At 70.3% G+C, this 26,723-nt stretch carries 27 protein-coding genes; 17 read left to right on the top strand and 10 right to left on the bottom strand.

All coding sequences use genetic code 11. The features are described 5' to 3' along the window. The first annotated feature begins 38 nt into the window (after positions 1-38). Positions 39-545: a hypothetical protein gene (locus MNQ95_RS06300; protein WP_241954137.1), complete on the top strand. Its 507-nt coding sequence runs from the start codon at positions 39-41 to the stop codon at positions 543-545. A 69-nt stretch (positions 546-614) separates the two neighbouring features. Next, a complete protein-coding gene (locus MNQ95_RS06305) occupies positions 615-1,250 on the top strand; it encodes a DUF998 domain-containing protein (RefSeq protein ID WP_241954138.1) in 636 nt (211 codons plus the stop codon). A 111-nt stretch (positions 1,251-1,361) separates the two neighbouring features. On the opposite strand, the gene zapE is transcribed toward MNQ95_RS06305, so the two are convergent. Beyond that, on the bottom strand, positions 1,362-2,465 hold the full coding sequence (gene zapE, locus MNQ95_RS06310; RefSeq protein ID WP_241954139.1) for a cell division protein ZapE: 1,104 nt from the start codon (positions 2,463-2,465) through the stop codon (positions 1,362-1,364). Further along, the gene (locus MNQ95_RS06315; RefSeq protein WP_241954140.1) at positions 2,462-3,127 is read right to left on the bottom strand and encodes an alpha/beta hydrolase; all 666 of its coding nucleotides are present in this window, start codon (positions 3,125-3,127) and stop codon (positions 2,462-2,464) included. The genes zapE and MNQ95_RS06315 overlap by 4 nt, the downstream gene beginning before the upstream one ends. A gap of 109 nt (positions 3,128-3,236) precedes the next feature. On the opposite strand from MNQ95_RS06315, the gene MNQ95_RS06320 reads away from it, so the two are divergent. From MNQ95_RS06320 to MNQ95_RS06350, 7 genes are all read left to right on the top strand, one after another. Continuing rightward, the gene (locus MNQ95_RS06320; RefSeq protein WP_241954141.1) at positions 3,237-4,097 is read left to right on the top strand and encodes a DMT family transporter; all 861 of its coding nucleotides are present in this window, start codon (positions 3,237-3,239) and stop codon (positions 4,095-4,097) included. 82 nt (positions 4,098-4,179) lie between these two features. Further along, positions 4,180-5,007 carry an NADPH-dependent 7-cyano-7-deazaguanine reductase QueF gene (queF, locus tag MNQ95_RS06325; protein WP_241954142.1) on the top strand — a complete coding sequence of 276 codons (828 nt, stop codon included), beginning with the start codon at positions 4,180-4,182 and terminating at the stop codon, positions 5,005-5,007. Between the two features lie 114 nt (positions 5,008-5,121). Continuing rightward, positions 5,122-5,421, top strand: a complete 300-nt coding sequence (locus tag MNQ95_RS06330; RefSeq protein ID WP_241954143.1) for a LysM peptidoglycan-binding domain-containing protein — start codon at positions 5,122-5,124, stop codon at positions 5,419-5,421. 56 nt (positions 5,422-5,477) lie between these two features. Beyond that, positions 5,478-5,966: a DUF3244 domain-containing protein gene (locus tag MNQ95_RS06335; protein WP_241954144.1), complete on the top strand. Its 489-nt coding sequence runs from the start codon at positions 5,478-5,480 to the stop codon at positions 5,964-5,966. Between the two features lie 139 nt (positions 5,967-6,105). Then, positions 6,106-6,876: a rhomboid family intramembrane serine protease gene (locus tag MNQ95_RS06340; RefSeq protein ID WP_241954145.1), complete on the top strand. Its 771-nt coding sequence runs from the start codon at positions 6,106-6,108 to the stop codon at positions 6,874-6,876. A 277-nt stretch (positions 6,877-7,153) separates the two neighbouring features. Further along, positions 7,154-8,275: a glycoside hydrolase family 18 protein gene (locus MNQ95_RS06345; protein WP_241954146.1), complete on the top strand. Its 1,122-nt coding sequence runs from the start codon at positions 7,154-7,156 to the stop codon at positions 8,273-8,275. 23 nt (positions 8,276-8,298) lie between these two features. Next, entirely contained in the window at positions 8,299-9,156 is an 858-nt protein-coding gene (locus MNQ95_RS06350; protein WP_241954147.1) for an acid phosphatase, read from the top strand. A 121-nt stretch (positions 9,157-9,277) separates the two neighbouring features. Here MNQ95_RS06350 and MNQ95_RS06355 read toward each other — a convergent pair whose 3' ends face one another. The 4 genes from MNQ95_RS06355 to MNQ95_RS06370 form a co-directional block, all read right to left on the bottom strand. Then, positions 9,278-9,571 (bottom strand): hypothetical protein, encoded by a 294-nt coding sequence (locus tag MNQ95_RS06355; protein WP_241954148.1) that lies wholly within the window; start codon positions 9,569-9,571, stop codon positions 9,278-9,280. Between the two features lie 51 nt (positions 9,572-9,622). Then, positions 9,623-9,940 carry a hypothetical protein gene (locus tag MNQ95_RS06360; protein WP_241954149.1) on the bottom strand — a complete coding sequence of 106 codons (318 nt, stop codon included), beginning with the start codon at positions 9,938-9,940 and terminating at the stop codon, positions 9,623-9,625. A gap of 52 nt (positions 9,941-9,992) precedes the next feature. Beyond that, on the bottom strand, positions 9,993-10,553 hold the full coding sequence (locus MNQ95_RS06365; RefSeq protein WP_241954150.1) for a cupin domain-containing protein: 561 nt from the start codon (positions 10,551-10,553) through the stop codon (positions 9,993-9,995). 106 nt (positions 10,554-10,659) lie between these two features. Continuing rightward, positions 10,660-11,136, bottom strand: coding sequence for an Lrp/AsnC family transcriptional regulator (locus MNQ95_RS06370; protein ID WP_162408152.1), 477 nt, complete (start codon positions 11,134-11,136; stop codon positions 10,660-10,662). 124 nt (positions 11,137-11,260) lie between these two features. Here MNQ95_RS06370 and phhA point away from each other — a divergent pair, with 124 nt between their 5' ends. After that, on the top strand, positions 11,261-12,157 hold the full coding sequence (gene phhA / locus MNQ95_RS06375) for a phenylalanine 4-monooxygenase (protein WP_162408153.1): 897 nt from the start codon (positions 11,261-11,263) through the stop codon (positions 12,155-12,157). A 274-nt stretch (positions 12,158-12,431) separates the two neighbouring features. Here phhA and MNQ95_RS06380 read toward each other — a convergent pair whose 3' ends face one another. Next, the gene (locus MNQ95_RS06380) at positions 12,432-13,859 is read right to left on the bottom strand and encodes an FAD/NAD(P)-binding protein (RefSeq protein ID WP_241954151.1); all 1,428 of its coding nucleotides are present in this window, start codon (positions 13,857-13,859) and stop codon (positions 12,432-12,434) included. Between the two features lie 225 nt (positions 13,860-14,084). Between MNQ95_RS06380 and MNQ95_RS06385 the strand changes: the two genes are divergently transcribed. The 3 genes from MNQ95_RS06385 (at position 14,085) to MNQ95_RS06395 (ending at position 18,511) form a co-directional block, all read left to right on the top strand. After that, positions 14,085-16,202, top strand: coding sequence for a TonB-dependent receptor family protein (locus MNQ95_RS06385; protein WP_241954152.1), 2,118 nt, complete (start codon positions 14,085-14,087; stop codon positions 16,200-16,202). 157 nt (positions 16,203-16,359) lie between these two features. After that, on the top strand, positions 16,360-17,157 hold the full coding sequence (locus tag MNQ95_RS06390) for a porin family protein (protein WP_241954153.1): 798 nt from the start codon (positions 16,360-16,362) through the stop codon (positions 17,155-17,157). Positions 17,158-17,308: 151 nt separating this feature from the next. After that, positions 17,309-18,511, top strand: a complete 1,203-nt coding sequence (locus MNQ95_RS06395) for an amino acid aminotransferase (RefSeq protein ID WP_241954154.1) — start codon at positions 17,309-17,311, stop codon at positions 18,509-18,511. A 59-nt stretch (positions 18,512-18,570) separates the two neighbouring features. On the opposite strand, the gene MNQ95_RS06400 is transcribed toward MNQ95_RS06395, so the two are convergent. Further along, positions 18,571-18,756: a hypothetical protein gene (locus MNQ95_RS06400; protein WP_162408158.1), complete on the bottom strand. Its 186-nt coding sequence runs from the start codon at positions 18,754-18,756 to the stop codon at positions 18,571-18,573. Between the two features lie 158 nt (positions 18,757-18,914). Here MNQ95_RS06400 and ku point away from each other — a divergent pair, with 158 nt between their 5' ends. The 4 genes from ku (at position 18,915) to MNQ95_RS06420 (ending at position 24,293) form a co-directional block, all read left to right on the top strand. Beyond that, positions 18,915-19,856 (top strand): non-homologous end joining protein Ku, encoded by a 942-nt coding sequence (ku, locus tag MNQ95_RS06405; RefSeq protein ID WP_241954155.1) that lies wholly within the window; start codon positions 18,915-18,917, stop codon positions 19,854-19,856. Positions 19,857-19,862: 6 nt separating this feature from the next. Then, positions 19,863-22,460 (top strand): DNA ligase D, encoded by a 2,598-nt coding sequence (gene ligD / locus MNQ95_RS06410; RefSeq protein WP_241954156.1) that lies wholly within the window; start codon positions 19,863-19,865, stop codon positions 22,458-22,460. 85 nt (positions 22,461-22,545) lie between these two features. Further along, positions 22,546-23,652: a sensor histidine kinase gene (locus MNQ95_RS06415; protein WP_241954157.1), complete on the top strand. Its 1,107-nt coding sequence runs from the start codon at positions 22,546-22,548 to the stop codon at positions 23,650-23,652. 5 nt (positions 23,653-23,657) lie between these two features. Continuing rightward, on the top strand, positions 23,658-24,293 hold the full coding sequence (locus MNQ95_RS06420; RefSeq protein WP_425501293.1) for a response regulator transcription factor: 636 nt from the start codon (positions 23,658-23,660) through the stop codon (positions 24,291-24,293). Positions 24,294-24,314: 21 nt separating this feature from the next. Here the strand turns inward: MNQ95_RS06420 and MNQ95_RS06425 are convergent, their stop codons facing one another. Together MNQ95_RS06425 and MNQ95_RS06430 are read right to left on the bottom strand one after the other, a co-directional pair. Next, the gene (locus MNQ95_RS06425; RefSeq protein WP_162408163.1) at positions 24,315-25,364 is read right to left on the bottom strand and encodes an NAD(P)H-dependent flavin oxidoreductase; all 1,050 of its coding nucleotides are present in this window, start codon (positions 25,362-25,364) and stop codon (positions 24,315-24,317) included. Between the two features lie 144 nt (positions 25,365-25,508). Beyond that, entirely contained in the window at positions 25,509-26,525 is a 1,017-nt protein-coding gene (locus tag MNQ95_RS06430; protein ID WP_162408164.1) for a sugar kinase, read from the bottom strand. Positions 26,526-26,723: the final 198 nt, after the last annotated feature.

The following is a 26,723-nucleotide window of genomic DNA, read 5'->3' on the forward strand; positions in this document are numbered from 1 at the left end:
TACGCACACCCATCGTCCCACACCCAAGGAGTCACACCATGATCGGCAAGAAACACCTCCTGAGCATCGTCGCGGCCATCGGCCTGGCGGTGGTCGGTATCCAGGGCGTCGCCGCCCAGGCATTGTCCGGACGCGACCTCCCCGACCGGCCGCGCGTCGGCGTCAGCTACTACAAGGTTCCACCCGGCAAGCACGACGAATGGCTGGCGCTCTACAAGAAGTGGCATCGACCGATCATGGAAGCGCAGATCAAGGCCGGTACCACCACCAGCAGCAACCTGTACGCGTTGCGCAACCACCAGATCGGCTCGCCCTACGATTTCGTGATCATCAGCGTGTCGCCGGCCGAACCCAAGCCGCTGGGCCTGTCGCGCGGCGAACTGATCAAGAAGCTGTTCCCGGACATCGAAGCCTACGTGGCCGGCGAGAAGCGGCGCTGGGAACTGACCGTCGACCACTGGGATACCAGCCTGCTGGAGATCGACATCGACGATCCGAACCCGTCGGTGTACTACCCGATCATCGAGGGCCGGGTCGTGCGCTGACCTGACCGGAACGGGAGGCCGCGGCGACGCACATCGCCGCGGCCGGCCGCCCTCGCGCACACTGTGCGCATGCGATCCCACCCGCCAAGGTTCCTGCGCCACGCAGCCGGCATTGCCCGCGCCGGACTGGCGTGGTTTGTCCTGGTGGCGGTCGCGGTGCAGGGCGCACGCCCGGAGTACGACTGGTGGCAGGCGCCGCTGAGTTTCTATCTGTCCGGCCCGAACAGCCTGTGGCTGCGCACGGCCTACGACGGCCTGGCCGTGGCGGCAGTGCTCCTGGGCGTGGGGTTGTGGCGCGGGCTGGCTCCATCGGCACGCTACGTGCTGGCACCTGCCTTGTTCGTCGCCGGCGGCGTGTCTTTGGCGGTGACCGCGACCTGGCCTGGGGCCAGTCCCGATCACGCGGTCGGGGACTTCGATGCGGTCGTCCACGGGCTGTCGGCGATCGCCAGTTTCCTGTTCGCGGGCGTGGCGATGCTGTTGCAGTCGGCCTCGCTGCATCGTGATCCGCACTGGCGCACGATTGCCCCCCTGCTGCTGGCGCTGGCGGCCTTGGCATTCGCCGCCCTGTGGCTGCATGCATTGTGGCGCGAACTGCCGCGCGGCGGCTCGCAGAAGATCGTGATCGCCTTGTACCTGTGCTGGCTGTTCCTGGCCGGATGGCACCTTCGGCGGACACCGGCGGCGCTCGACTCCGGAGCGTGATCGCCACCGATGCGTCGGGTAGCTGCGGTCCGCTTGCCATCGCACCACTCGCTCGCGCGGCCCAGGCCGGCTGCATGGGACGCAACGGGCCGCATGTCTTCCCGGGTGGCCTCAGCCGCGGTGCGCGCGGGCCAGGTACTCGGCGCTCTGCATCTCGATCAGGCGCGATGCGGTGCGTTCGAACGCGCCGGCCAGGCGAGTGCCGCTGTACAGCACCACCGGCGCGGCCGCCGCGGTGCAGACCACGGTGACCTGGCGGTCGTACAGCTCGTCGATCAGGTTGACGAAGCGGCGCGCGGCGTCTTCGTTGCTGGCGTCGAAGGTCGGGATGCCGCCGACCATCACCACCTGGAATTCGCGCGCGATCTCGATGTAGTCGGCGGTCGAGCGCGGTCCCTCGCACAGCTCGGCGAAGTCGAACCAGGCCACGCCATGGCCACGCGCGCGCACCGCGATGCGCCGGCCTTCGATCTGGATGCCGCCCGGCCGTGCCGGCGCGCCCGCCGCCAGCGACTGCCAGCGCGCGGCCAGCCACGCCTCGCCGCCCGCGTCCAGCGGATGCCGGTACACCGGCGAACGGGTCAGCGCGCGCAACCGGTAATCCTCGCGGCCGTCGGCGGCCAGCTCCACGCAGTGCTCGCGCAGCTGCGCGATCGCCGGCAGGAAACGCTCGCGCTGGAGGCCATCGCGGTACAGGTTCTGCGGCGCGGTGTTGGAGGTGGTGAGCAGGGTCACGCCCTCGGCGAACAGGCGCTCCAGCAGCCGGCCGAGCAGCATCGCATCGCCGATGTCGGTGACGAAGAATTCGTCGAGCACCAGCACGCGCACGTTCTGGCGCCATTCGCGCGCGATCTTCACCAGCGGATCGGCCTGGCCGGCGTGTTCGCGCAGGTGTTCGTGCACTTCGCGCATGAAGCGGTGGAAGTGGGTGCGCTGCTTCTGCTCCAGCGGCAGGCCGTCGTAGAACAGGTCGACCAGGAAGGTCTTGCCGCGACCCACGCCGCCCCACAGGTACAGGCCTTTCACCGGCGCCGGACGTCCGCCCAGGCCCAGCTTCGCGCGCCAGCCGGTCGGCGTGGCCGCCAGCAGCTCGCGCTGGATCCGGTCCAGTTCGCGCAGGGCCGGATGCTGCGCCGGGTCGTCGCGCCAGCGTCCGGCTGCGGTACCTTCGGCATAGGCCTGCGACGGCAGGCGGGACGCGGCGGCCTCGCTCATGCCAGCGGCGGCCACGCCTTCACTTCATGCTGGATCGCACCGCGCAGGTCGATCAGCTTGCGGTGGAAGAAATGGCTGGTGTCGACCATGCGCACCAGCTGCGGCTTGCGCGGCAGCGCGTCAATCCAGTCGTAGACCGCCTGCGCGTCGACGATCTCGTCGGCGTCGCCCTGGATCACCAGCCATGGCACTTCCGGGATGACGATGCGGCTGAAATCCCAGCCGCGCCCGGAGACGGGTGGCGCGACGGAAATGAGCGCATCCGGTTGCAGCCCGGCCGCCGCGGACAGGCTGACGTAGGAGCCGAAGCTGAAGCCCGCCAGCCACAGCGCATCGCCTGCTCGCGCGGCGCGCACCCAGTCGACCACGCAGCGCAGGTCGTCCTGCTCGCCCGATCCGTGGTCGAACCCCCCCGCCGACTGCCCGGTACCGCGGAAGTTGAAGCGCACGGTGGTCGCGCCGAGTTCGCGCAGCGCGCGCGCCAGCATGGTCACGACCTTGTTGTGCATCGTGCCGCCCTCGGTCGGCAACGGATGGCAGACGACTGCGACCAGCGGGCGGGCCTGGTCCGGCTCGGGAAGGTCGACGGCGACTTCGAGCGGTCCGGCCGGGCCGTCGACCAGCAGCGTTCCGGAGTCGAGGGGGAAGGGAGGTTGCGGCATGCGCCCATTGTAGGGCGGGGGCCGTCCCGCTGCTTTCGCGCGATCACGCCGGGCAACGGGGCGAGGCCCGCTCTACAATCTCGCACCCCCGGTCGGCGCGGCGTCTTCCATGCATTTGATCCTGCTCAGCGTGGCCTGCAGCGTGCTGGTGTCGGTGCTGCTGAAGCTGGCACCGCGCCGCGGCTGGGACGTGGCGCAGATGGTGACCTGGAACTACCTGGCGGCCGCCGTGCTGTGCGCCTGGCTGCTGCAACCGCCGCCGGCGGCGCTGCGCCAGCCCGGCGCGCCCTGGATCGAGCTGCTCGTGCTGGCCGTCGTGTTGCCGACGCTGTTCCTGGTGCTGGCCGCATCGGTGCGGCATGCGGGCATCGTCCGCACCGACGTGGCCCAGCGCCTGTCGCTGCTGCTGTCGCTGGCGGCGGCCTTCCTGTTCTTCGGCGAACGTGCCGGCCCCATGAAGCTGGCCGGCCTGGCGCTGGGCCTGGTCGCCGTGGCCGGCATCCTCGCCCGCCCGGAAAGGGGGGCAATGGCCGATCGCCGCGGCTGGCTCCTGCTGCTGGTGGTGTGGGCCGGGTTCGCCGCGGTCGACGTGATGCTCAAGCGCCTGGCGATGTCGGGCACGCCGGCGACCGCCGCGCTGCTGGTCGCCTTCATGCTGGCCTTCGCCGGGATGCTCGCCTGGCAAGGATGGCGGCGCCTGCGCCATGGCGTGCGACCCGGGCTGCGCCACATTGCCGCCGGTGTACTGCTGGGCCTGCTCAACTTCGGCAACATCGTGTTCTACGTGCGCGCCCACCAGGCGCTACCGGGCAGCCCGGCCGTGGTGTTCGCCACGATGAATATCGGCGTGGTCCTGCTGGGCACGGCGGTGGGCGTGCTTGCGTTCGGCGAGAAGACCTCACGCCTGAATCGCCTCGCCATCGTCCTGGCGGTGGCGGCGATCGCGCTGATCGCGCTGGCGCCGCGCTGAGCTCGCTGCCGGCGGTTCGTCGGCTGCGCGCGGGCCCGCCGCAGCAGGCTGCGGTTCGGGCATGCGCGACTAGAATGGACGCATGAGCACTCCGCACGATTCCAGCCTGGGCCGCGAGGTCGCCTACCCGACCGGGTACGACCCCACCCTGCTGTTCCCGATCCCGCGCGCCGGCGCGCGCGCCGAACTCGGCCTGGCCGGCGGCGCAGCGCTGCCGTTCGCCGGCCACGACCGCTGGCATGCGTACGAGCTGGGCTGGCTTGACGGGCGCGGCAAGCCGCGCGCGGCCGCCGCGACCCTGCAGGTACCCGCGAGTTCGCCGAACCTGGTCGAATCCAAGTCGCTCAAGCTCTACCTCAATTCGCTCAATGGCGCGCGCTTCGACAGCGACGACGCCCTGCGTGCGCGGATCATCGAGGACCTGTCGGCCTGTGCCGGCGCGGCCGTCGCCTTCGATTTCGGGTTGCCGCCGATGGCGGGCGGACGCGACGCTGGCGAGGGCCAGTCGCTGGATGCGATCGAAGCGGACTTCGACGCCTACGGGCCACCCGACGCCGCCTACCTGTCGGCCGATGGCGAAACCACCGTCGACGAGTACCTGCGCTCGGACCTGCTCAAGTCCAACTGCCCGGTCACCGGCCAACCGGACTGGGCCAGCGTGCACCTTCGCTATCGCGGTCCGCGCATCGATCGTACCGGGCTGCTGCGCTACCTGGTGAGCTTCCGCGAGCACGCCGAGTTCCATGAGCAGTGCGTGGAGCGCATCTTCCTCGACGTGCTGCAGCGGTGTCGTCCCGCCAGCCTGTCGGTGGAGGCGCGTTACACGCGGCGCGGCGGACTGGACATCAATCCCTGGCGCGGCAGCGTCGGCATGCCGCCCCCGCCTGCATTGCGTGACCTGCGCCAGTAACTCGGGCACGCAGCGGCGAAAAACAATAAAGACTTCACGAGCCTGAGATGCTTTGTTAACAGGCGCTGTGAGACCGTGGCCGCGCTTCCCCAACTCCCCACAAGGGCCACGCGCATGGGTACCGGAAACAAGCCGGACTTCTCCAACGTGCAGGGCGGCGCGCGCAGCACCGAAGCCGAACGCCCGGATTTCTCCAACGTGCAGGGTGGCGTCACCTCGACCGAGGAGATCGTCAATCTGCCGGACCAGACCTATACGGTCGAGAAGGGCGATTCATTGTCGAAGATCGCCAAGCAGTTCTACGGCAAGGCCAGTGCGTGGCCGCAGATCTTCGAGGCCAACCGCGACCAGCTCGACGATCCGGACCGGATCAAGCCGGGCCAGGTGCTGAAGATCCCGCCTGCACAGGCCTGACCTCCCAGGACCGTTCATACGGATCGGCCTTCCCGAACAACAAGGACCTCCCCGACATGAGCCGCACCCGACTGCTGTACCCGCTCTCTGCCGCGCTGGCCACCGCGCTGGTTCTTTCGGCCTGCAAGAAGCCCGAACCCACGCCAGCCCCCGCGCCGACCGCGACCACGCCTGCGCCGATCACGCCGGCTCCCGCCGCCGCGCCGACCGCCAGCGTCACCGCGCTGGACCTGGGCAACAGCGTCGGCGCCGACAATCGCGTCGCCGCACCGGCCACCACGTTCGCACCGAAGGACACCATCTACGCCTCGGTCACGACCCGCACCAGCGATGTCGCGGCGACGGTGCCCGGCAGGCTCGGCGCGAAGTGGACCTTCCAGGATGGCCAGACCGTGCATGAGGACAGCCGCGACCTGAGCCTCACCGGTGACGGCACCACCGCTTTCCAGATCAGCAAGCCGGACGGTTTCCCGCCCGGTCGCTACAAGGTCGAAATCTCCCTCGACGGCACGGTCGTCCAGTCGAAGGAGTTCGAGGTGAAGTAGGGACGCTCTCTCTCCTGTCTCTCTCCCAGCAGGGTGAGCAAGCTTGGGCGCGGTGCGAACCGCGCCCGTTTTTTTGCACGTCGCCCTTGATTCGTCGCAGCATGGCCGCCATGGATCTGGTTCGAACAAGGGAGTGAACATGAGCCGCGACCCGCTCCAGCCGTCGAGTGCCGCCGAGCGCGACCGTCGCCGGCTCCTGCTCGCCTTCAACCTCAGCCTGGGTTTCATCGGCCTGCTGCTGCTGGTGTTCGTCCTGCAACCACGCCTGCCCGTCGGCGCGCTGGCGGTATCGCCTCGCGATCCGGCTGCATTGCTGGGCCTGCTCACCGCCCCCTTGTTGCATGGTTCGGTCGCGCACCTGGCCGCCAACGCGACCGCGCTGCTCATCCTGGGCACGCTGGCCGGCAGCGTCTATCCGCGCGCCACTTCGCGTGCACTGCCCCTGATGTGGCTGGGCTCGGGCCTGGGCGCGTGGCTGCTCGGCGAAGACGGCACCCGCCACCTCGGCGCCAGCGGCGTGACCCACGGCCTGATGTTCCTGGTGGTCACCCTGGGTCTGTTGCGCCGCGACCGCCCGTCCATCGCCGCGGGCATGATCGTGATGCTGTTCTATGGCGGCTCGGTGCTGGCCGTACTGCCGCATGGCGATGGCATCTCCTGGCAGTCGCATCTGGGTGGCGCGCTGGCCGGCGTGCTGTCCGGCTTCCTGTTCCGTCGCCTCGATCCGATGCCACCGCGCAAGCGCTACAGCTGGGAGGTCGAGGAAGAACAGCGCGAGGCGCGCGATCGCACCGAACTCGAACCCCCGCCGGCCGAGCATGTGCCGGTGCTGTGGCAACGCCGCGAGGATCCGGCAACGGGCAAGGTCCTGAACTTCCCGCCGCGGCCCCCGCAACCGCCACCGGAATGAAACCGACACGCCAGCGCCACGCGCGCCGGCAAGACAGACGCGCCATGACGCGATCGGCCACGCCTGGTCCGGAAGGATGTCCGGATCCTGTCTCGCGGCACTGCATTTGCAGCCACCCGCTCGCCATCGGCAGCGACACGCGGCGAGGTTGAGGACGCGGAGGCGGGAGCGCCTATAGTGGCCGGCCTGCAATCGTGATCGGAACGGCATGGCCTCCAGGCTCTCTCGCGCTTCCGTCCTTCTGGCCGCGGTCCTGCTCGCCGCGACGTGGCCGGCGATGTGTCCTGCCTCCAGCGCCTGGGCCGGATCGTCGCCCGAAGTTACGCGACTGAAGGTGATCGGTTACGTGATGGATGGCCCGGCGCTGCCGCAGGTCAGCGCGCGCAAACTCGATGCGATCAACTTCGCCTTCGCCCTGGTCGATGCGCACGGCGAGGTGTACCTGCCCGGCGATACCACCTCCCGGTCGCTGGCGGGACTGACCGCGTTGCGAAGCGGGAATCCGCAACTGAAGGTGCTGGTCTCGATCGGCGGCTGGGGCGCGGACCATTTCTCCGAGGCCGCGCTGACACCGGCATCGCGCGGGCGCTTCACCGACAGCGCGGTGCGGCTGATGCTCGAACACCGGCTCGACGGCATCGACATCGACTGGGAGTACCCGACCCTGCCCGGCCCGGGCATCAGCCATCGCCCGCAGGACAGGGAGAACTTCAGCCTGATGCTGGAAGACGTGCGCGCGAAACTCGACGCGCTCGGGCGCGAACAGGACCGCCACTACCTGCTCACGATCGCCGCCGCCGACGGCGAGGCCGCGCGCGGCCTGGAGCTGGCGCGGATCGCGCCCGTGCTCGACTGGATCAACCTGATGACCTACGACTTCCATGGCAGCCTCAGCGAGACCACCGGCCACCACGCCGCGCTCGATCGCTCCGCGCTGGCGCCGCCCGGCAGCCGCACCACGATCCGGGCGGTGGACGAGTTCCTCGCTGCCGGCGTGCCGGCGCGCAAGCTCAACGTCGGCGTGGCCTTCTACGGCCACGAGTTCGCCGACGTCGAGCCGGTGCACAACGGCGTGCACCAGCGCTACGGGCACTACGTCGATGCCCTGCCGTGGCGCGACCTGCGCGGCATGCCCGGCCGCGATGGCTACGTGCGCCACTGGGACGCGCAGGCCCAGGCGCCGTACCTGTGGAATGCGGACACACGGCATTTCATCACCTACGACGACCCGTACTCGCTGGCGGCAAAAGCCGAGTTCGTGCGCGAGCGTGGACTCGGCGGCATGATGTACTGGGAACACCGGCACGATGCCGGCGACGAACTGCTCGATGCGCTGCGCGCCGGGCTCGATGCGGCCGCCATTGCGACGGACGCCACACCTGCCGGGGCCACGCGATGAAGCGCCTTCAACCACCGATCCCGATGCCCCGCGCGACCGCGCGGGCATTTCCCGCGCTGCTGGGCGCCCTGCTGCTGGCCGGCTGCACCAGTGCTCCTGCACCGCGCGCAGCGGAGGCGGCGCCCGCACCGGCAGCGGTGCCGGAAATCCGGCCCGGCGTCCCTGCCGGCTACCTGCCCGCCGCCGCGATTCCCGACAGCCTCGCGCTGGTGCCAGCGCCGCCGGCGGCCGGAAGCGCGGCCCTGGCGCAGGACCATGCCGTGATGAAAGCCGCGCTGGCGTTGCGCGGCACGCCGCGTTTCCAGCAGGCCACGCACGATGCCGACCTGGACTTTCCGTTCGCCGCCGGCACGTTCACCTGCGCACTGGGCGTGGGCATCGACGCCCAGCACACGCCGGCGACCGTGCGCCTGCTGCAACGCACGCTGATGGATGCGGCGATCTCCACCCGTGCCGCCAAAGAGCGCTACCAGCGCACGCGGCCGTTCGTGGAGAACGCCGCACCGACCTGCACCCCCGACGACGAAGCCGCATTGCGCGGCAATGGTTCCTATCCGTCCGGGCACGTCGCGATCGGCTGGACCTGGGCACTGGTGCTCTCGCAGGTCGCGCCCGAGCGCACCGACGCGCTGCTCGCGCGCGGACGCAACTTCGGCGAGAGCCGGCTGGTATGCAATGTCCACTGGCAGAGCGACATGCTGCAGGGGCGCTTCATGGCCTCGGGCACGTTCGCGCGGCTGCAGGCCGATCCGGTCTTCCGCGCCGATGTAGCCGCAGCGACGAGGGAGCTGGCCGATGCCCGCGTGCAGGGCCTGCCCCCGGGGCGCGACTGCGCGGCCGAGGCCGCCGCGCTGGCGCAGCCGCTGCAGGGCGCGCTCTAGCCGGGCGACCTGTCACGGGGGATCGCCGCGGCGCAGGAAAGCCCGGCCCGGCATCGACGAAGTCGCAGCAGACGCTCCCGCAGGTGCGCTTGGTGCGGGCGCCCGGGTCGGGCACAGGCGGTCATCCGGCCGATGGCAAGGCGCAGTAGCGATCGAAGCCCTCGACGGTGTTGTCGAAACCCTTCGCCTGCGCCAGTTCCCACGGACGCTCGCACCGGGCGGTATGCCCGCACCAGCGGTAGCCCGCGGCAGGAAGACAGCCGTGCCCGTCGCGATCACCGCCGATGGGTCGTGGCGCCTCGGTCGCGGCCGGCGGCGCGGGCGCCACGGGCGGCGTGCCACATCCGCCCGCGAGCACCCCGGCTACCAGCATGGCGCCGGCAACCCACGGCTTCACCCGGGACCGGGCGAACATAGTTGGAGTCGCATCCATCGATTGCCCTCGCTTGTGCATGCGGCGCACCCGTCAGCCCTTCGGATCGGCGACCGAGATCGACGCGTGGCGCTCGCGGGCGCCACGGGCGATCCGGCACTCCACCTTCACGTCGCGGCCTTCCACGCGCAGGCGGCCCTCGACCGAAAGCGTGTTGCCGCGATCGCTGTATGACGCGCTCCACTGGTAGGTGGTCTCGCCGCGGGCGGTGTAGCGGGCTTCGGCCTCCTGCCGGCACCACGGCACCAGTTCGCTGGCCTGGAGGATCTCGCGCTCGTGGCTGTCCGGATCATGGGCCAGCGCGGGCAGTGCAACCCACAGCAGCAGTCCGGTGCCGATCACCTTGCGCATGGTCGCCTCCACGGGATGGTGTTCCCGCGATCTTATCGCCATGTCGGAGCTGTCACGGCGTCGCCGCATCCGATGGCGCTTCGGCCGGCTGCAGCCAGCGTCCATGGCGCATCGCCAGCTTGACCATTTCGTCCTGGAAGGCGGGGTCGCCGCGCTGGACCGTCTTGTGCAGCTCGGCGCGGTCGATGAAGAACTGTTCGAAGCCACCCGGCGTGATGGTGAGCAGCAACCGCACCGGCTGCGCGGTGCGATTGCCCTGCGCATGCGCGGCACCGGGCGGGATGGTGACGTAGGAGCCGGCCGGATAATCGCGCGTGCCTTCCGCGCTGCTCAGGGTGAGCGTGCCTTCGGCGACGTAGTAACGCTCCTCCATCGCGTCGTGCCGGTGCCAGGGAGTCTGGTAGCCCGGACCCTCGACCAGTTCGATCACCGCGAAGCGACCGTCCTGGGATTCGGCCGGAACCAGCAGGCGGTAGACGCCTGCGTCGTAGGGCACCGGCGGCGTGGATTCGATCGTCTGCGCGGTCACCTGCGCCTGCGATTGCGCCGGTGTCGCAGCCTGGGCCATGGACGCCAGCAGCATGGACGCCAGTGCGCCGGCCAAGACGGTCATGCGCTTCATCGTGGCTCGCCCCTTCACGGTTGGTGTGACCAACGCGCATCGCATCCGCGCGCGGACACAAGGCCCGGCCAGGACAGCGAGGGCCGGATCGCGTCCCTCAACCCGGCAACGGCAATCCGCTGAAACCCTTCACCGTGCGCAGCACGAAGCTGGAGTTCACGTCGGCCACGCCGGAGGCGTTGAGCAACCGGTCCAGCAGGAAGCGCGAGAAGTGCTCGAGGTCGCGCACGTAGACCTGCAGCAGGTAGTCCATGTCGCCGGTGAGCGCGTGGCAGGCCACCACTTCGTCCCAGTCCTGCACCGCCGCGATGAAGCGTTCGATCCCCGCCGCGCCGTGCTTTTCCAGCTGCACGCGGACGAAGGCCTGCAGGCCCAGGCCCAGCACCTGCGGATCCAGCCGCGCGCTGTAGCCGGCGACCACGCCGGTGGCCTCGAGCCGCTGGATCCTGCGCAGGCAGGCCGAGGGCGACAGGTTCACCTGCGCGGCCAGGTCGGCGTTGCTGGCGCGCCCTTCGCGTTGCAGCAAGGCCAGCAGGCGCAGGTCAGTGCGGTCGAACGTGGGTGCATCGGCCATTTGTTGCTCCGCAACATGTCTTTCGCGCAACAAGATTGCATCCAGAGCCAACATTGCTGCAACTTTGCAATCCTGTTGCGCCGCTTCCCCCCTAGGCTGGGACTCCACCGCAGGATCGACCGCCATGTCCGAAGCCGCCTCCCCGCGCCGCGTCGAACGCGAACAGACCGACAAGGGTTACGTCCCGGTCTACACCACCGCCGTGGTCGAGCAGCCGTGGCTGGACTACAGCGCCGATGACCACGCCACCTGGGGGACCCTGTACTCGCGCCAGCGCGAACTGCTGGCCGGGCGCGCGTGCGACGAGTTCCTCCAGGCGCAGGACGCGATGGGCATGGACGCGCATGCGATCCCGCGCTTCGAGCAGCTCAACGAGGTCCTCGGCGCGGCGACCGGCTGGACCCTGGTCGGCGTGGAAGGCCTGTTGCCCGAGCTCGACTTCTTCGAACACCTCGCCAACCGCCGCTTCCCGGTGACCTGGTGGATCCGCCGTCCCGAGCAGATCGACTACATCGCCGAGCCGGACCTGTTCCACGACCTGTTCGGCCACGTGCCCTTGCTGATGAACCCGATGTTCGCCGACTACATGCAGGCGTACGGCGCCGGTGGGGTGAAGGCGCACGCGATCGGCCCGGACGCGCTGCAGAACCTGACCCGCCTGTACTGGTACACGGTGGAGTTCGGCCTGATCCGCCAGGCCGATGGATTGCGCATCTATGGCGCCGGCATCGTCTCGTCCAAGGGCGAATCGCTGCACTCGCTGGAATCGGCCGCACCGAACCGGATCGGATTCGACCTGGAGCGGATCATGCGCACCCGCTACCGGATCGACACCTTCCAGAAGACCTACTTCGTGATCGACAGCTTCGAGCAGCTGATGGACGCGACCGCACCGGACTTCACCCCGATCTACGCACGACTGGCGGCGCAGGACACCCTTCCGGCCGGCGGCATCCACGAAGCCGATCTCGTGTACCAGCGCGGCAGCGGCGAGGGCTGGTCCAGCGACGGGGACGTGTGACCGGGGACGGGACGCCTGGCGAGCCATCCTCGTCCCGTCGCGACTGATCCTGACGCCGTCCCTTCGCAACTGTCCCGCCGCCTGCCGCCCCGTTCCCGCTGCCCCTCGCGGCTGTCGTAGGAGCGGGCATGACCGCGACACCGAGGCGGCCACCAGATGCGATGCGTGGTTCCTGCTGGCATGGCCTGCACGCAGGAACGACGGCCGGTGGTTTTGGCTGTGTCGGTGTCGCGGTCATGCCCGCTCCTACGGGAAGAGCTGGCGCCTCGGCGGCCTAGCCGCCGGCGCCCGCCACTCGCAGCGCCGGCTCGCGCGCCCGCGGTTGGCCCGCTTTCGCCGCCACGCCATTCCTGAGCAGCTGCTGTGCCAGCTGCCGCGCCGCCACGCGCAGTTCCGGCACCGCGGTGATCTCCCACAACTGGCCGCGCAGCAGCGGGCCGATGCAGTAGAGGCCGCGCACCGGCGCACCGTGCCGGTCCAGCGCCTCGAACTGGGCGGTCGCGCGCAGGCCCAGGCCGAGCGGATCGGCGCTGATCGTGCCGGCGTCGCGCAACTGCCCGACCAGCGGATGGCTGGTGCGCTCGATATCGGTGTCCAGGCCGGTGGCGCGCACCAGCACGTCGTACTGTTCTGCGCTGGCATGCGCCTGGCCCCGGTCGCGGACCAGCACTTCCACGGCCGCTTCGCCCCGGCTCGCCCGCAGCAGGCGACCGGCGCGGATGCGCAGCTGCCCCTGCGCCTGCAGCGCCTGCAGCTCTTCATGCACGCTGGGCGCGATCCGGTGGCGGACGATCTCCCAGTAGGAGCGCAGGTGCCGCAGGAAGCGCCCGCGCTGTTCGTCGGGCAACGTCTTCCAGTAGCCCTGCAGGTAGGGACGCAATGCATCCACCAGGCCACGCCAGTCCGGCACGATCGGCGCGAGGCTGCGCAGCGCGCGCAGCAGGAGGGCGACATCGGCGCTGTTGAGCGCATGCAGGACGGTCGGCGGCAACGCGATCGCCGGCCCCGGTTCGGGCAGGTGCGGATGCGGCAGCAGGCCGTGGCGCGACAACGCGGTGATCGGGCCCTGGTGTCCGCGACGCAGCAGGGTGACCACGGTGTCGGCCATGGTCAGGCCGGTGCCGATGATCAGCACGCGCGCATCGTTGGGCACGCGTGCCAGCGCATCCTCGCCGCGCAGGTTGCGCTGCCACGGCCAGGCCACGTACCCGGGGTCGACGAGCAGGCGCGGCCCCACGCCCTGCAGCCGCTGCGGCGGCAGCGTGCCCACCGCCAGCACCACCTTGTCGGTGAGGAAGTCCGAACCGTCGGCCAGCGTCACCCGGAACGCCTCGCCTTCGCGGTCGATCGCCACCGCTTCCCGGGCGACCTGGTTGAAGCCGGCCAGCGAGACCTGCGCGGCCGACTGCAGGCGCGAGTACAGGTATTCGCCATAGACCAGCCGCGGCAGGAAGCTCTCCTCCGCGCGCCGGGTCAGGTTGAGCCAGCGCGCGAACTCGGCCGGCTGGTCCTGGGTCGCGCCCAGTTCGCGCGCGCGCACGTTGAGCAGGTGCTCCGGCCGGGCCTCGCCGTAGGCCACGCCGCGTCCGTAGCCGTCGGGCGTACCGACCAGGCACAGGTCCACGCCGGAAGGTGCGCAGCGCGCCAGTTCGGTGGCCAGCACGCTGCCGCTGAAACCTGCACCGATGATCGTGATCCGCATGTCCGCGCCCTCCTGCCGTTGCGAGGACGCAGTAGACCTGCGTCCTCGCCGGGACAGGTAAAGCGCGGGTTATCCGACGCACTTTCCATGGCAACCGTTCGGAAGGTGCACATGGCCGATTGGAATGATGGTGATTGGTTCTGAGCGGTCGACTTCGCGTCGAGGTGATGCAGGACACGCGTGCGTGGACATCGGCTCACGTCCGCCCCGCTTACACTGCAGGCCATGACTCCCCGGATCCGGCGCAACGCCGCCTGCGCGCTCCTTGCCGCCGTCCCTGCACTCGCCTGCGCCGCCGATGGCGCCACGCCGTTGCCCCGGGTGATGGTGACCGCCAGGATCGACTCGGCACCGGCCTTCGAACTGCCCGCCTCGCTCGACGCGATCGATCTGGTGGATTCGAAGCGGGCGCAGGTCAACCTGTCCGAAGTGCTCGGGGGCGTGCCCGGGGTGCTGGCGCGCGACCGCCAGAACTTCGCGCAGGACACCCAGCTTTCGATCCGCGGTTTCGGCGCGCGCTCGACCTTCGGCGTGCGCGGCGTGCGCCTGTATGCCGACGGGATCCCCGCGACCATGCCCGACGGGCAGGGCCAGCTGTCGCATTTCGCCCTGGCCGCCGGCGACCGGGTCGAGGTGATGCGCGGGCCGTTCTCCGCGCTGTACGGCAACTCCTCCGGCGGCGTGGTCCAGCTGTGGAGCGCCGACGGTACCGACCCGGTGCAGGCGGACTTCCGCGGCACCGCCGCACACTATGGAACCGTGTCCGCCAGCGCTCGCGTACGCGGGTTTGCCGGTGCCACCGGCTACCACCTGGCGGCATCGGCGTTCGATACCGACGGCTATCGCGAGCACAGCGCGGCACGGCGCGAGTCGGCCAACCTGAAGCTGCATCGGGACTTCGAAGGCGGCGGCCGGCTGGAGCTGGTCGGCAACCATTTCAACGCACCGCATGCCCAGGATCCGCTGGGCTTGAACCGGGCACAGGTACGGGCCGACCCCCGCCAGGCCACCGCGGCCGCATTGCAGTTCGACACGCGCAAGTCGGTCGGCCAGGACCAGCTGGGCGCCAGCTGGCGGCAACCGCTGGGCCGGACCGGACAGCTGCGCGTGACCGGCCACGGCGGCGCCCGCGATGTGGTCCAGTACCTGGCAGTGCCGGTCGCCGCCCAGGCCAGCACGCTCAGTGGCGGCGGCGTGGTCGACCTGGACAGCACCTACGGCGGCATGGACGTGCGCGCGAGCTGGCAGGGCCAGGCCGGTGCCGGCACGCTCGAGTTCACCCTTGGCGCCAGCGCCGACCGCCAGCGCCAGCAGCGGCGCGGCTACGAGAACTTCGTCCGCGATGGCGGCGCCACCACGACCGGCGTGCGTGGCGCACTGCGCCGTGACCAGCGCGATGTGGTCGACAGCTTCGACCAGTACGCGCAGGCGTGGTGGGAGTTCGCCCCACGCTGGTCGCTCCAGGCCGGTGCGCGCCACGGCACGGTGCGGTTCCGTTCTACGGACCACTACGTCAATGCAGGCAACCCCGATGACAGCGGCGGGGTGGAGTACGCGCAGACCACGCCGGTGGCCGGCCTGGCCTTCGCGGTGCACGAAGACCTGCGGCTGTACGCATCGGCCGGGCGCGGCTTCGAGACCCCGACCTTCAACGAGCTGGCCTACCGCGCCGATGGCGGCGCCGGGCTGGCATTCGACCTGCGCCCCGCAGTCAGCCGCAACCTCGAGTTCGGCATGAAGTGGCGCAAGGCCACCGGCGCGGCGCTGGAAGCGGCACTGTTCCGCGCCGACACCGAAGACGAACTGGCGGTCGCGCGCAACAGCGGCGGGCGCAGCAGCTATCGCAACGTCGGCCGTGCGCGTCGGCAGGGCGGCGAGCTCTCCGCGCGCCTGCCGTTGGCGGACGCGTGGTCGCTGCAGGTGGCCGCGACCTGGCTGGACGCGCACTTCCGCGACGCATTCCCGGTCTGTGCCGGCACCTGCGCCACGCCGAACGCGATGGTCGCCGCCGGCACCGGCATTCCCGGCGTTCCGCAGCGCTTCGGCCAGGTCCGCCTTCAATGGCAGGACGCAGCGTGGGAAGCGGCGCTGGAGACTTCCGCGGTCGGCGCGGTGCCGGTCGATGATCGCGGCACCGAATCGTCACCCGGTTATGGATTGCTGCACGTTGAAGCGGCGCGCACCTGGACGCCGGGACGCGGCCGCCTGCGCGGCTTCGCGCGCATCGACAACCTGCTGGACCGGCACTACATCGGGTCGGTGATCGTCAACGAAGCCAACGGCCGCTTCTACGAACCCGGCGCCGGTCGCAGCCTGCTGCTGGGCATCGAATGGCAGCCATGAGCCCGGCACCGCCACCACGCCGGCTCGGGCGCGCACGATCGCAGGTATAGTCGGCGCGCAAGCTGCTCCGCGGATCAACCGCGCCATCATCGCGGCTCCGCGGTCCCGCCACGGACCTGGGGATCCCATGCCATACGCGTCGCGTCGCACCAAGTGCATGCTGCTGGCCGCATTTTCGCTGTTGCCAGGCGCCGCCGCCGCCGTCGAACCGCTGGACACCTTCAGCGTCAGCATCGGCGGCTACGTCACCCGCTTCGACACCCGCGTGCGCGCCGACGGCGCGTCCTTCGACGGCACCCCCATCGACCTGTCGCGGGACCTCGGCCTGGACAAGGACGACACGATCGGCTTCCTCGGCGCGACCTGGCGCCCGTTCGAGCGGCACGAGGTCGGCCTGCTGTATTTCCAGAACGGCGTGGACAGCGAGAAGCGCCTGGAGCGCGACATCGTGTTCGAGGACCACCTCTACCAGGCCTCCGCCACCGTGCGCGGGCACTACAACGTGGACGCGGTCGAGGCCTACTACACCTGGTGGGGCTTCTCGGAGGAGAAGTGGGCGTTGGGTCCGCGCGTGGGCCTGACCTGGTACCGGATCGAGCTGGGCATCGAACTGGAAGCGGACGTCAACGGCCGGCCGGTCGGCAGCGGTGGACTCGAGGATGCCATCAGTGCCGACCTGCCCGCGCCGACGCTCGGCGCCGCCTGGCGCTGGACCCCGGCCGAAGACTGGCGGATCGTCGCCGATGCCGGCTGGTTCTCCACCGAGATCAACGGGATCGACGGCGACGTCACCTACGTGCGAACTGGCCTGGAGTGGTTCCCGTGGGATCGGATCGGCGTGCTGCTGGACTACACCCTGAGCAACATCAACGCGCGCACCGATCGCGACGCGTTCACCGGCCACCTGGAACTGCGCAACAGCGGCCTGCGCCTGGGCGCGATCTACCGGTTCTGACGCACGCCCGGTGGCCATGGGGCTCGTCACAGGGGAAACGGTCGAGGCCGCGACGGTGGCCTGATAGCATTGCGCGTGCGGTTCGCGCCCCTTTCCGCCCTGCATCACGCGGGCGCCGACATGCCTCCCCTAACGAAAACAGAGCCAAGCCGTGTCCTTCTTCTCGAACGTCGAACTGGTACCGGGCGATCCGATCCTGGGCCTGACCGAGGCCTACAACGCCGACTCCCGCACCACCAAGGTCAACCTGGGCGTTGGCATCTACTACGACGAGCAGGGGCGCATCCCGCTGCTCAAGGCGGTGCAGCAGGTCGAGCAGTCGCTCGCCGCCGCCGCCCGCCCGCGCGGTTACCTGCCGATCGACGGCCTGCCGGCGTACACCCAGGCCACGCGGGAGCTCCTGTTCGGCAAGGATTCGCCCCTGCTGGCGGCGGGCCGCGTGGCCACCACCCAGACCGTGGGCGGCAGCGGCGCGCTGCGCGTGGGCGCCGAGCTGCTGCGCAAGCTGCTGCCGCACGCCACCGTGGCGCTGAGCAACCCGAGCTGGGAGAACCACCGCGCGGTGTTCGGCGCGGCCGGCTTCGAGGTGGTGGACTACACCTACTTCGACGCGGCCAGCCACGGCCTGGATTTCGCCGGCATGCTCGCCGACCTGGGCAAGCTGCAGCCGGGCACGACTGTTCTACTGCACGCGTGCTGCCACAACCCCACCGGCGCCGACCTGAGCGTGGCGCAATGGAAGCAGGTCGCCGCGCTGCTCAAGGAACGGCAGCTGTTCCCGTTCGTCGACATGGCCTACCAGGGCTTCGACAAGGGCATCGCCGAGGACGCCGCCGCGATCGGGATCCTGGTCGACGCCGGCATCGACAGCTTCGTCGTCGCCAGCTCCTATTCCAAGTCGTTCTCGCTGTACGGCGAGCGCGTGGGCGCGCTGTCGATCGTCGCGCCGACCGCCGACGAGGCCAAGGCCGTGCAGTCGCAGATCAAGCGCATCATCCGCACCATCTACTCCAGCCCGTCGGCGCACGGCGCCTCGCTGGTGGCCGGCGTGCTGACCAGTCCGGAACTGCGTGCGGTGTGGGAAGCGGAACTGACCGGCATGCGCGAGCGCATCCACGCCCTGCGCGATGGACTGGTCCAGAACCTGGCCGCGCTTGGCCATCCGGAGTTCGAATTCATCCGCCGTCAGGCCGGCATGTTCTCGTACTCGGGCCTGAGCAAGGCCCAGGTCGACCGGCTGCGCGACGAGTTCGGCATCTACGCGGTGGGCACCGGCCGCATCTGCGTGGCCGCGCTTAACCAGGGCAACCTGGAATACGTGGCCAAGGCGGTGGCCGCGGTCAGCCGCGGCTGACGCGCGCCGTCGCCGCCCCGGAACCCGGCTCCGGCCGGGTTTTTTTTGCTCCTGCCCGCCTACTTCGGATCGGGCAGCTTGGCCGGCACGAAGGGCGACACCGGGTCGCTGGCCGGGAACGTCTCTTCCAGCGCCTCGTCCTGGTTGCGGCTCTCGTGCTGCTTGCGCACCTTGCGCTGCAGTTCGGTTTCCTCGGCCGGGGTGCAGCCCGGCTCGGGGGGATCCTTGCGGTCTCGCGTGGCCATGGCCGATGCCTCGCCGGTTGAAGCGGCCATGCTCGCGCCGGCCGCGGAAAGGGCGCGTGATCCGGTGGTGATGCCATCGTGAGGCGCTGTTCCGCCATCACGATCGCCTGACACCGGGCGTGAAACGCTGCGCTCCCGTCGCGACGCGAGAACCCGCCATGGCCCGACCGATCTGGACCGGCACCCTGTCCTTCGGCCTGCTCAACGTGCCGGTCTCGCTGATGTCGGGCGAGCGCAGGACGGACCTGCACTTCCGCATGCTCGACTCGCGCGACCGCAAGCCGGTCCGCTACGAGCGGGTCAACGCCGAGACCGGCGAAGAGGTTCCGTGGAAGGAGATCGTCAAGGCCTACGAGTACGACAAGGGCAGCTACGTCGTGCTGGAAGAGGCGGACATCAAGGCGGCCGCGCCGGAGAGCCACGAGACGGTGGAGGTCGAGACCTTCATCGATGCGGCGGACATCGACCCGCGCTACTACGAGAAGCCCTACGTACTTGTTCCGGCGAAGAAGGCCGAAAAGGGCTACGTGTTGCTGCGCGAGACCCTGCGCAACAGCAAGCGCGTGGGCATCGCCCGGGTGGTGATCCGCACCCGCGAATACCTGGCTGCCGTGCTGCCGCAGGGCGATGCGCTGGTGCTGATGCTGCTGCGCTATCCGCAGGAACTGGTCGACCCCGCCGACTATCCGCTGCCGGCCGGCAAGGCATCCGACTACCGGCTGAGCCCGAAGGAACTTCAGATGGCCGAGCAACTGATCGACTCGATGAGCGGCAAGTGGGTACCGGACGACTACAAGGACGAATTCCGCGACCGGCTGCAGGCGATCATCCGCAAGCGGATCAAGGGCAAGGGCAACACCACCGAATTCGAAGATACGGACGAGCCCGAAGAAGAAGCGGCCACCAACGTGGTCGACTTCATGTCGCTGCTGAAGCAGAGCCTGGACGCCAAGAAGCGCACGCCCGCCAGGAAGCCTGCGGCGACGCCGGCGAAGGCCGCAGCGAAGGCCGCCAAGGCGCCAGCGAAGAAGGCCGCGCGCAAGACGGCCACGAAGAAGGCTCCCGCCAGGAAGACCACGGCCAGGCGCAAGACCGGGTAAGCGCCGATGTCGTTGCACGATTACGACCGCAAGCGCGATTTCGCCGCCACGCCGGAACCGCGCGGCGGCGCGCGCGGACGCGGCGCGGCGCGGCGGCCCATCTTCGTCGTGCAGCTGCACCACGCGTCCAGTCGCCACTACGATTTCCGGCTGGAAGCCGATGGCGTGCTCAAGAGCTGGGCGGTTCCCAAGGGCCCGTCGCTGCGCCCCGGCGAGAAGCGCCTTGCCGTGCAGGTCGAGGACCACCCGCTGGACTATGCGGGGTTCCAGGGCGACATCCCGGAAGGCCACTACGGCGCAGGCCACGTCGACCTGTTCGACCGGGGTACCTGGGTGATCGAGGGCGATCCGCTGTTGGCGATCGCCAGCGGCAAGCTCGACTTCGAGTTGCACGGCGGCAAGCTGAAGGGCGCGTGGAAACTGGTACGGACCGGGAAGCAGGCACGGCAGCCGCAGTGGCTGCTGATCAAGCGAAGCGATGCCCACGCCGCCGATACCGAAGCGGACGACCTGGTCGGCCAGCCTTCGGCCCGGCCCCGCGCGCCACGCGGCACGGCGAAACCCCGCACGGCGACGGCGCGCAGCACGCCCTCCGCGCAGCGCGGCCAGCCGCGGCACAAGACGCCGCGACGGCAGGACGCCCTCTGGCATCGTCGCGCCCTGGCCCTGCCGGGCGCGCGCGATCACCCGCATCCGCCAGGCTTCGCGCCGGAACTGTGCACGCTGCGCAGCGCGGCGCCGGCCGGTGACGGCTGGCTGCACGAGATCAAGTGGGACGGTTACCGCCTGCTCGCCGAGGTGGTCGATGGCGTGGTGAAGCTGCGCTCGCGCAACGACCTGGACTGGACGGACCGCGTGCCCGGGGTGGCGCGGGCGGTCGCGGCGCTGCCGATATCGGATGTGCGCCTGGACGGCGAGCTGGTGGTGCTGGACGCGCGCGGCAGCAGCGATTTCTCCGCGCTCCAGCGCGTGCTCGAGGGCAGTTCGCGGCAACCGCTGCGCTACGTCGTGTTCGACCTTCCCGGGTTGGCCGGCGTGGACCTGGCGGATACGCCGCTGCTGAAGCGCAAGCAGCTCTTGAAGCAGCTGCTGGGCGACGAGGTCGGCACCCTCGCCTACAGCGACCATGTGGTGGGACATGGCGCGGAGGTGTTTGCCGCCAGCGGCAAGGCCGGTTTCGAAGGCATCATCAGCAAGCGCGTGGATGCCCGCTACGCCGCTGGCCGCAGCCAGGACTGGATCAAGGTCAAGCACGAGCAGGGCGACGAATTCGTGGTGGTCGGCTACACCAAGCCCAAGGGCGCGCGCGCGCATTTCGGCTCGCTGCTGCTGGCCCGGCCCGAGGCCGGCGGCCTGCGCTATGTCGGCCGTGTGGGCAGCGGCCTCGATGACGCCGCGCTGCGCGACATGTACCGGCGCATGCGCGCACTGGCGACGGACACGGCGAGCGTGGACTTGCCCGCGCACGTGCCGCTGAGCGTGCGCAACGTGCAGTGGGTGCGGCCGCAACTGGTGGTGGAGGTGGCGTTTCGTGGCTGGGCCAAGGAAGGCCTGCTGCGCCAGGCCAGCTTCCGCAAGCTTCGGGAGGACAAACGCATGGCCGATCTCACCACACCGGGCGCATCGGCTTCGACACGCGCGGGCGCCAGGCCCAAGCGGTCGAAGACCTCGCCGGAAGGGCCGGCGAAGGCGCCTGCCAGGACCGCGCGCACCTCGCCCCGGAATGCGACGAAGGCGCCGCCGAAGGATGCGGTAACCATCACCCACCCCGAGCGGGTGGTGTTTCCCGCCGATGGCCTGACCAAGGGCGACGTCGCCGCCTACTATCGGGCCATCGCGCCCTGGTTGTTGCGCGACGTCGCGCGACGGCCCCTGTCGCTGGTGCGCTGCCCGGACGGCGTGGCGGGCGAATGCTTCTTCCAGAAGCACCACGGCGCCGGTTTCGGCGAGGCGGTGCACGCGTTGCCGCTGCGGCAGAAGAGCGGGGTGGAAGATTACGTCTGGATCGACGACGACGCGGGCCTGCTGCAACTGGTGCAGATGAACGTGCTGGAGTTCCACCCCTGGGGTTCGACGGTGGACGATCCCGAACACGCCGACCGGCTCGTGTTCGACCTGGATCCGGGCGACGGCGTGACCTGGAAGCAGGTGCGCGATGGCGCACGCGAGGTGCGCGCACGCCTGCGCGAGGTGGGACTGGAAGGCTTCCTGCGCATGAGCGGCGGCAAGGGCCTGCATGTGGTGGTTCCGCTGGTGCCGGCCTCGCCCTGGGAGCAGGCGCGCGATTTCTGCGAGGCGTTCGCCCGCGCGATGGAAGCCCACGCACCGGACCGGTGGCTGGCCAGCGCGCGCAAGTCGCAGCGGCAGGGACGCATCTTCCTGGACTGGCTGCGCAACACCCGCGGCGCGACCAGCGTGGCCAGCTGGTCGCTGCGTGCACGCGAGCATGCGACCGTCGCCGTGCCCCTGCGCTGGGAGGAGCTGTCGCGCGTCGCCGGCCCGGGCGAATTCACCCTGGACAAGGCGCGGCAGCGAGCCGCGCGGCTGCGCAAGGATCCGTGGGATGGCATCGACCGCCTGCGCCAGGCCCTGCCGGAGGGCTGACCCGCGCGGCGCACGCCGGGTGCCGGAAGTCACTTCCTGATCGCCGGCCATTGCCAGGCGCGCGCCACCACCGGAGCATGCGCGCATGCGCCAGATGCTCCGGACCCTCCTGCAACCGCTCCCGCTCGCCGGGCTGCTGACCCTGCTCACCGTCGGCTATTCGCTGCGCTTCGTCGATCCCGCGCAGCGCCTTCCCGCGGCCGTGCTGCTGGGTTTCTTCCTGGTGCTGTTCCTGGTGCTGCAGCTGCTGCCCGAGCACCGGCGCATTCCGCAGCACCTGGTCCTGGTGGCGATGCCGCTGGTCGCGATGGCGCTCAACGCGTTCTCCGGCAAGGTCGGCACCGCCCAGGTCCTGCTGGTGATCTGGGCCGCCTGCCTGTTCGCGATATGGCCGCTACGCGCGGCCATCGCCGCCGGACTGCTGGCCAATGCGGGCTTCTACCTGCTGGTGCGTCGATCCGGCTTCGACTCGCCGCTGTCGATGGTGCTGATCAACATGGGCTTCCAGGGGCTTGCGGCCATCTGCGTGCACTACGCCCGCTCGGCCGAGGGGTCGCGCGACGCGCTGGCCCGGGTCAACGCCGACCTGCTGGCCACCCGGGCCCTGCTCGCCGACAGCGCGCGCGATGCCGAACGCCTGCGCGTGGCCCGCGAGCTGCACGACGTCGCCGGGCACAAGCTCACCGCCATGCGCCTGAACCTGCGCGTGCTGGCCGCCGATCCGGTGCTGGGCGGGCGCGAGGAGCTGCGCATCGCCGAATCCCTGTCCGGCGAGCTGCTGGCCGACATCCGCCAGGTCGTGCAGTCGCTGCGCGATGACCGCGGCCTGGACCTGGCCACCGCCCTGCGCGCGCTCGCCGCCCCCTTCCCGCGCCCGGCGCTGCAACTCACAATCGCACCCGGAGTCCGGGTCACCGATCCAGCCGTGGCCGAAACCGTGCTGCGGCTGGCGCAGGAGGCCCTGACCAACACAGCGCGGCACGCCGGTGCGGACCGGGTATGGCTGCGGATCGAAACAGAGGACCAGCGTTTGCGCATCGACATCCACGACGACGGCCAGTGCGGCGCGCAGATCCGCGAGGGCAACGGCATGGCCGGCATGCGCGAGCGGCTTGCTGCCCTGGACGGCACCCTCGAGGTCGGGCGCACCGCCGAGGGCGGCCTGCGCCTGCGGGCCCTGCTGCCGGCATGAGCACGATGGAACGGCCGCTGCGCGTCGCGCTCGCCGACGACCAGGCCCTGATCCGCGCCGGCCTGCGCGCCCTGCTGGAACGGCTGGGCATCGAGGTCGCATTTGAAGCCGAAGACGGCCAGGGCCTGCTGGACGCGCTGCTGATGCAGCCGGTGGACGTGGTCCTCAGCGACATCCGCATGCCGGGCGTGGACGGCATCGCCGCCCTGCGCGAACTGCGCGACGAAGGCGACCGCACGCCGTTCCTGCTGCTGACCACCTTCGACGACAGCGACCTGCTGCTGCGCGCGCGCGAAGCCGGCGCGCAGGGATTCCTGCTCAAGGACGCCGCCCCGGAAGACCTGCATGAGGCGATCATGCGCGTGGCGGCCGGGGAAACCCTGCTCGCGCCGGTCAGCACCGACCCGGTGCGCGCGCGCTACCGCTTCCATGACGAGGCGCCGCCCACCGACACCTTCGGCGAGCGCGAGGTCGCGATCCTGCGCCTGCTCGCCGGCGGCTACTCCAACAAGGAGATCGCCCGCAGCCTGTTCCTGGCCGAGGGCACGGTGAAGAACTACGTGTCCACCATCCTGGACAAGCTCGGCACGCGCGACCGCACCCGCGCCGTGCTCAAGGCGATCACGTTGCGGATCATCTGAGGCGTACGCGAATCGACGACGCTACGCCGTCGATTCCCGGGCTGCGCCCCCCAGCGAGCGGGTGATCGCCGCCGCGTCCACGTTGCGGAACCGGCATGACACGGTCCCGGACCACAGGGGCGTGAAGTCGTCGCGACCCATCGCTTCGGCACGCGCCCGCAACGGCGCCAGCGCCTGCGAGGCCCAGGGAAACGGGGGCGGCAGGTCGGACATCGCTCCGAGATCCCGCATCAGCCGGTTGACGATCCCGCGTGCCGGGCGGCCACTGAACAGGTTGGTCAGTGCCGTGTCGATCGGGATCCGCTCCAGTGCGGCGCGGTGGACTGCAGTGGTGGTCGCTTCCCTGCACAGCAGGTAGGCGGTGCCGGCCTGGACGGCGCACGCGCCCGCTGCGAGCAGGACCTCGACATCGCCATGGTCGCCAATGCCGCCCGCCGCCACGACCGGCACGCGCAACCGTGCACGGAGCTGGACGACCAGCTCGCGCGTGGACGGCGGCGGCACGGGCGCCTGCGAGCGGAAGCCGCCACGATGGCCGCCTGCTTCGATGCCCTGGGCGATGACGACGTCGGCGCCGTTTCGCTCGAGCCAGCGGCCTTCCTCCAGCGAGGTGGCGGACGCGAGGATGGTCGCGCCCCAGGCCTTGATCCGCTGCACCAGGTGGGCCAGTGGCAAGCCGAAGTGGAAGCTGAGGATCTGCGGACGATGCGGCTCCAGCAGGTCCACCGTCGATGCATCGAGCGGGCGGCGGACACCGGCGCCTGTTTCCGCCGGAAGTTCAAGGCCCAGCTCGCGGTAGTAGGGCGCCAGCGCCGTGCGCCAGCGCACTTCGTCCGCAGCTCGCGGCGCGGCCATCGCATGGCAGAAGAAGTTGAGGTTGATGGGCAGGGCCAGCGGCGCGATCCGCCCCAGCAGTTGCCCGAGTGCCCTGGCGTCGAGCAGCGCGCAGGGCACCGAGCCCAGGCCTCCGGCCCGTGACACGGCAATGGCGAGTTCTTCGTCCTGCACCCCGGCCATGGGCGCCTGGATCACCGGCAGCGCCAGCACGCGCAGGCATTCTGGAAGATTCACCGGTCGCCCTCCTGCCCCCGCGTCGCGAGTGTATGGGCAAAGCGCGCGCCTGTAGCGAACGTGCTCGCTACCGCCTGTGCGTCGAGGGGGATGCGGAACGGGCGGCCGAAGCCGCCCGTGCCCGGTGATCCGAGACGGTGCGCGTCAGCGCTTCACGTCGTAGCGCCCTTCGCCGACCAGCGCCTCGACGTCGGCTTCCGACACCAGGTTGAAGTCGCCCGGGATTGAATGCTTCAGGCAGCCGGCAGCCAGGCCGAAGCGGATCGTGCGTTCCGGCGCCCAGCCCTTGATGAGGCCGTGCAGCACGCCGGCGGCGAAGGCGTCGCCGCCGCCGATGCGGTCCACGATCGGGCCCACTTCCTCCTGCGGCGCCAGCGCGGTGCCCTGGTCGCGGCCGACCAGTACGCCCGACAGCGCATGTGCGTCGACGTTGCGCGGTTCGCGGATGGTGCATGCCATCCACTTCAGGTGCGGGAATGCGGCGAAGGCGTCGGCTGCGCCCGCCTGCACCCGCTCCAGCGCGTCGGCCTGCGGGTATTGGCCGCCGAGCACCACGCCCATGTCGCGGTAGTCGGCGAACAGCAGGTCGGCCTCGGCCATCAGCTCGGACAGGATCGCCTTCGCATCGCCTTTCCACACTTCCCACAGCTTGGGCCGGAAGTTGCCGTCGAAGGACACCTTGACCCCCATGGCGCGCGCCGCGCGCGCCGCGGCCAGCGCGGCGGCGGCGGTGTTGGCGCCCAGCGCCGGGGTGACCCCGGACAGGTGCAGCCAGTCGGCGCCCTGCAGCAGCGCCGGCCAGTCGTAGGCGTCAGCGGCGGCCAGGGCGAAGGCCGAACCCGCCCGGTCGTACAGGACTTCGGCCGGGCGGTGGATCGCACCCGGTGCGAGGAAGTACAGGCCCATGCGCCCGGGCACCTTGCGGATGCCGCGGGTGTCCAGGCCATGGCGGCGCAACTCGCCGGTTGCCGCTTCGCCCAGCGCGTTGTCGGCCACCGTGCCTACCGCCGCCACGCCGTGGCCGAAACAGGACAGCGACACGCCCACGTTGGCCTCCGCGCCGCCGATGCGAACCTCCAGCTGCGGGCTCTGCAGGAGGCGTTCACGACCCGGCGCGCTCAGGCGCAGCAGCAGTTCCCCGAAACACACGACACGCGCCATCTTCCCTTCTCCTGAGTGCCGGTTTACGGCACGGATGGTGGCATGTCCCACCGCGTGGGCTGCCGCTGACCAGCGGTGTCAATTCTAGCCGGCCGGACGCGGATCACCAGATGGCGTCGGACCATCCCTTGCTGCGCTGCAAGATGATGCGGCTGGCGGCAGGTGTTAGCTTCCCGTTTGACCAGCGGTGTCATCCGT

It is taken from the genome of Pseudoxanthomonas daejeonensis (genome assembly GCF_022637495.1).
In the GTDB taxonomy this organism is placed as follows: Bacteria; Pseudomonadota; Gammaproteobacteria; order Xanthomonadales; family Xanthomonadaceae; genus Pseudoxanthomonas; species Pseudoxanthomonas daejeonensis.

Excerpts from the sequence above, each read along its gene's own strand:
- MNQ95_RS06300 (WP_241954137.1), top strand. The coding sequence starts at position 39 with ATGATCGGCAAGAAACACCTCCTGAGCATCGTCGCGGCCATCGGCCTG.
- MNQ95_RS06305 (WP_241954138.1), top strand. The coding sequence starts at position 615 with ATGCGATCCCACCCGCCAAGGTTCCTGCGCCACGCAGCCGGCATTGCC.
- zapE (WP_241954139.1), bottom strand. The coding sequence starts at position 2,465 with ATGAGCGAGGCCGCCGCGTCCCGCCTGCCGTCGCAGGCCTATGCCGAA.
- MNQ95_RS06315 (WP_241954140.1), bottom strand. The coding sequence starts at position 3,127 with ATGCCGCAACCTCCCTTCCCCCTCGACTCCGGAACGCTGCTGGTCGAC.
- MNQ95_RS06320 (WP_241954141.1), top strand. The coding sequence starts at position 3,237 with ATGCATTTGATCCTGCTCAGCGTGGCCTGCAGCGTGCTGGTGTCGGTG.
- queF (WP_241954142.1), top strand. The coding sequence starts at position 4,180 with ATGAGCACTCCGCACGATTCCAGCCTGGGCCGCGAGGTCGCCTACCCG.
- MNQ95_RS06330 (WP_241954143.1), top strand. The coding sequence starts at position 5,122 with ATGGGTACCGGAAACAAGCCGGACTTCTCCAACGTGCAGGGCGGCGCG.
- MNQ95_RS06335 (WP_241954144.1), top strand. The coding sequence starts at position 5,478 with ATGAGCCGCACCCGACTGCTGTACCCGCTCTCTGCCGCGCTGGCCACC.
- MNQ95_RS06340 (WP_241954145.1), top strand. The coding sequence starts at position 6,106 with ATGAGCCGCGACCCGCTCCAGCCGTCGAGTGCCGCCGAGCGCGACCGT.
- MNQ95_RS06345 (WP_241954146.1), top strand. The coding sequence starts at position 7,154 with ATGTGTCCTGCCTCCAGCGCCTGGGCCGGATCGTCGCCCGAAGTTACG.
- MNQ95_RS06350 (WP_241954147.1), top strand. The coding sequence starts at position 8,299 with ATGCCCCGCGCGACCGCGCGGGCATTTCCCGCGCTGCTGGGCGCCCTG.
- MNQ95_RS06355 (WP_241954148.1), bottom strand. The coding sequence starts at position 9,571 with ATGTTCGCCCGGTCCCGGGTGAAGCCGTGGGTTGCCGGCGCCATGCTG.
- MNQ95_RS06360 (WP_241954149.1), bottom strand. The coding sequence starts at position 9,940 with ATGCGCAAGGTGATCGGCACCGGACTGCTGCTGTGGGTTGCACTGCCC.
- MNQ95_RS06365 (WP_241954150.1), bottom strand. The coding sequence starts at position 10,553 with ATGACCGTCTTGGCCGGCGCACTGGCGTCCATGCTGCTGGCGTCCATG.
- MNQ95_RS06370 (WP_162408152.1), bottom strand. The coding sequence starts at position 11,136 with ATGGCCGATGCACCCACGTTCGACCGCACTGACCTGCGCCTGCTGGCC.
- phhA (WP_162408153.1), top strand. The coding sequence starts at position 11,261 with ATGTCCGAAGCCGCCTCCCCGCGCCGCGTCGAACGCGAACAGACCGAC.
- MNQ95_RS06380 (WP_241954151.1), bottom strand. The coding sequence starts at position 13,859 with ATGCGGATCACGATCATCGGTGCAGGTTTCAGCGGCAGCGTGCTGGCC.
- MNQ95_RS06385 (WP_241954152.1), top strand. The coding sequence starts at position 14,085 with ATGACTCCCCGGATCCGGCGCAACGCCGCCTGCGCGCTCCTTGCCGCC.
- MNQ95_RS06390 (WP_241954153.1), top strand. The coding sequence starts at position 16,360 with ATGCTGCTGGCCGCATTTTCGCTGTTGCCAGGCGCCGCCGCCGCCGTC.
- MNQ95_RS06400 (WP_162408158.1), bottom strand. The coding sequence starts at position 18,756 with ATGGCCACGCGAGACCGCAAGGATCCCCCCGAGCCGGGCTGCACCCCG.
- ku (WP_241954155.1), top strand. The coding sequence starts at position 18,915 with ATGGCCCGACCGATCTGGACCGGCACCCTGTCCTTCGGCCTGCTCAAC.
- ligD (WP_241954156.1), top strand. The coding sequence starts at position 19,863 with ATGTCGTTGCACGATTACGACCGCAAGCGCGATTTCGCCGCCACGCCG.
- MNQ95_RS06415 (WP_241954157.1), top strand. The coding sequence starts at position 22,546 with ATGCGCCAGATGCTCCGGACCCTCCTGCAACCGCTCCCGCTCGCCGGG.
- MNQ95_RS06420 (WP_425501293.1), top strand. The coding sequence starts at position 23,658 with ATGGAACGGCCGCTGCGCGTCGCGCTCGCCGACGACCAGGCCCTGATC.
- MNQ95_RS06430 (WP_162408164.1), bottom strand. The coding sequence starts at position 26,525 with ATGGCGCGTGTCGTGTGTTTCGGGGAACTGCTGCTGCGCCTGAGCGCG.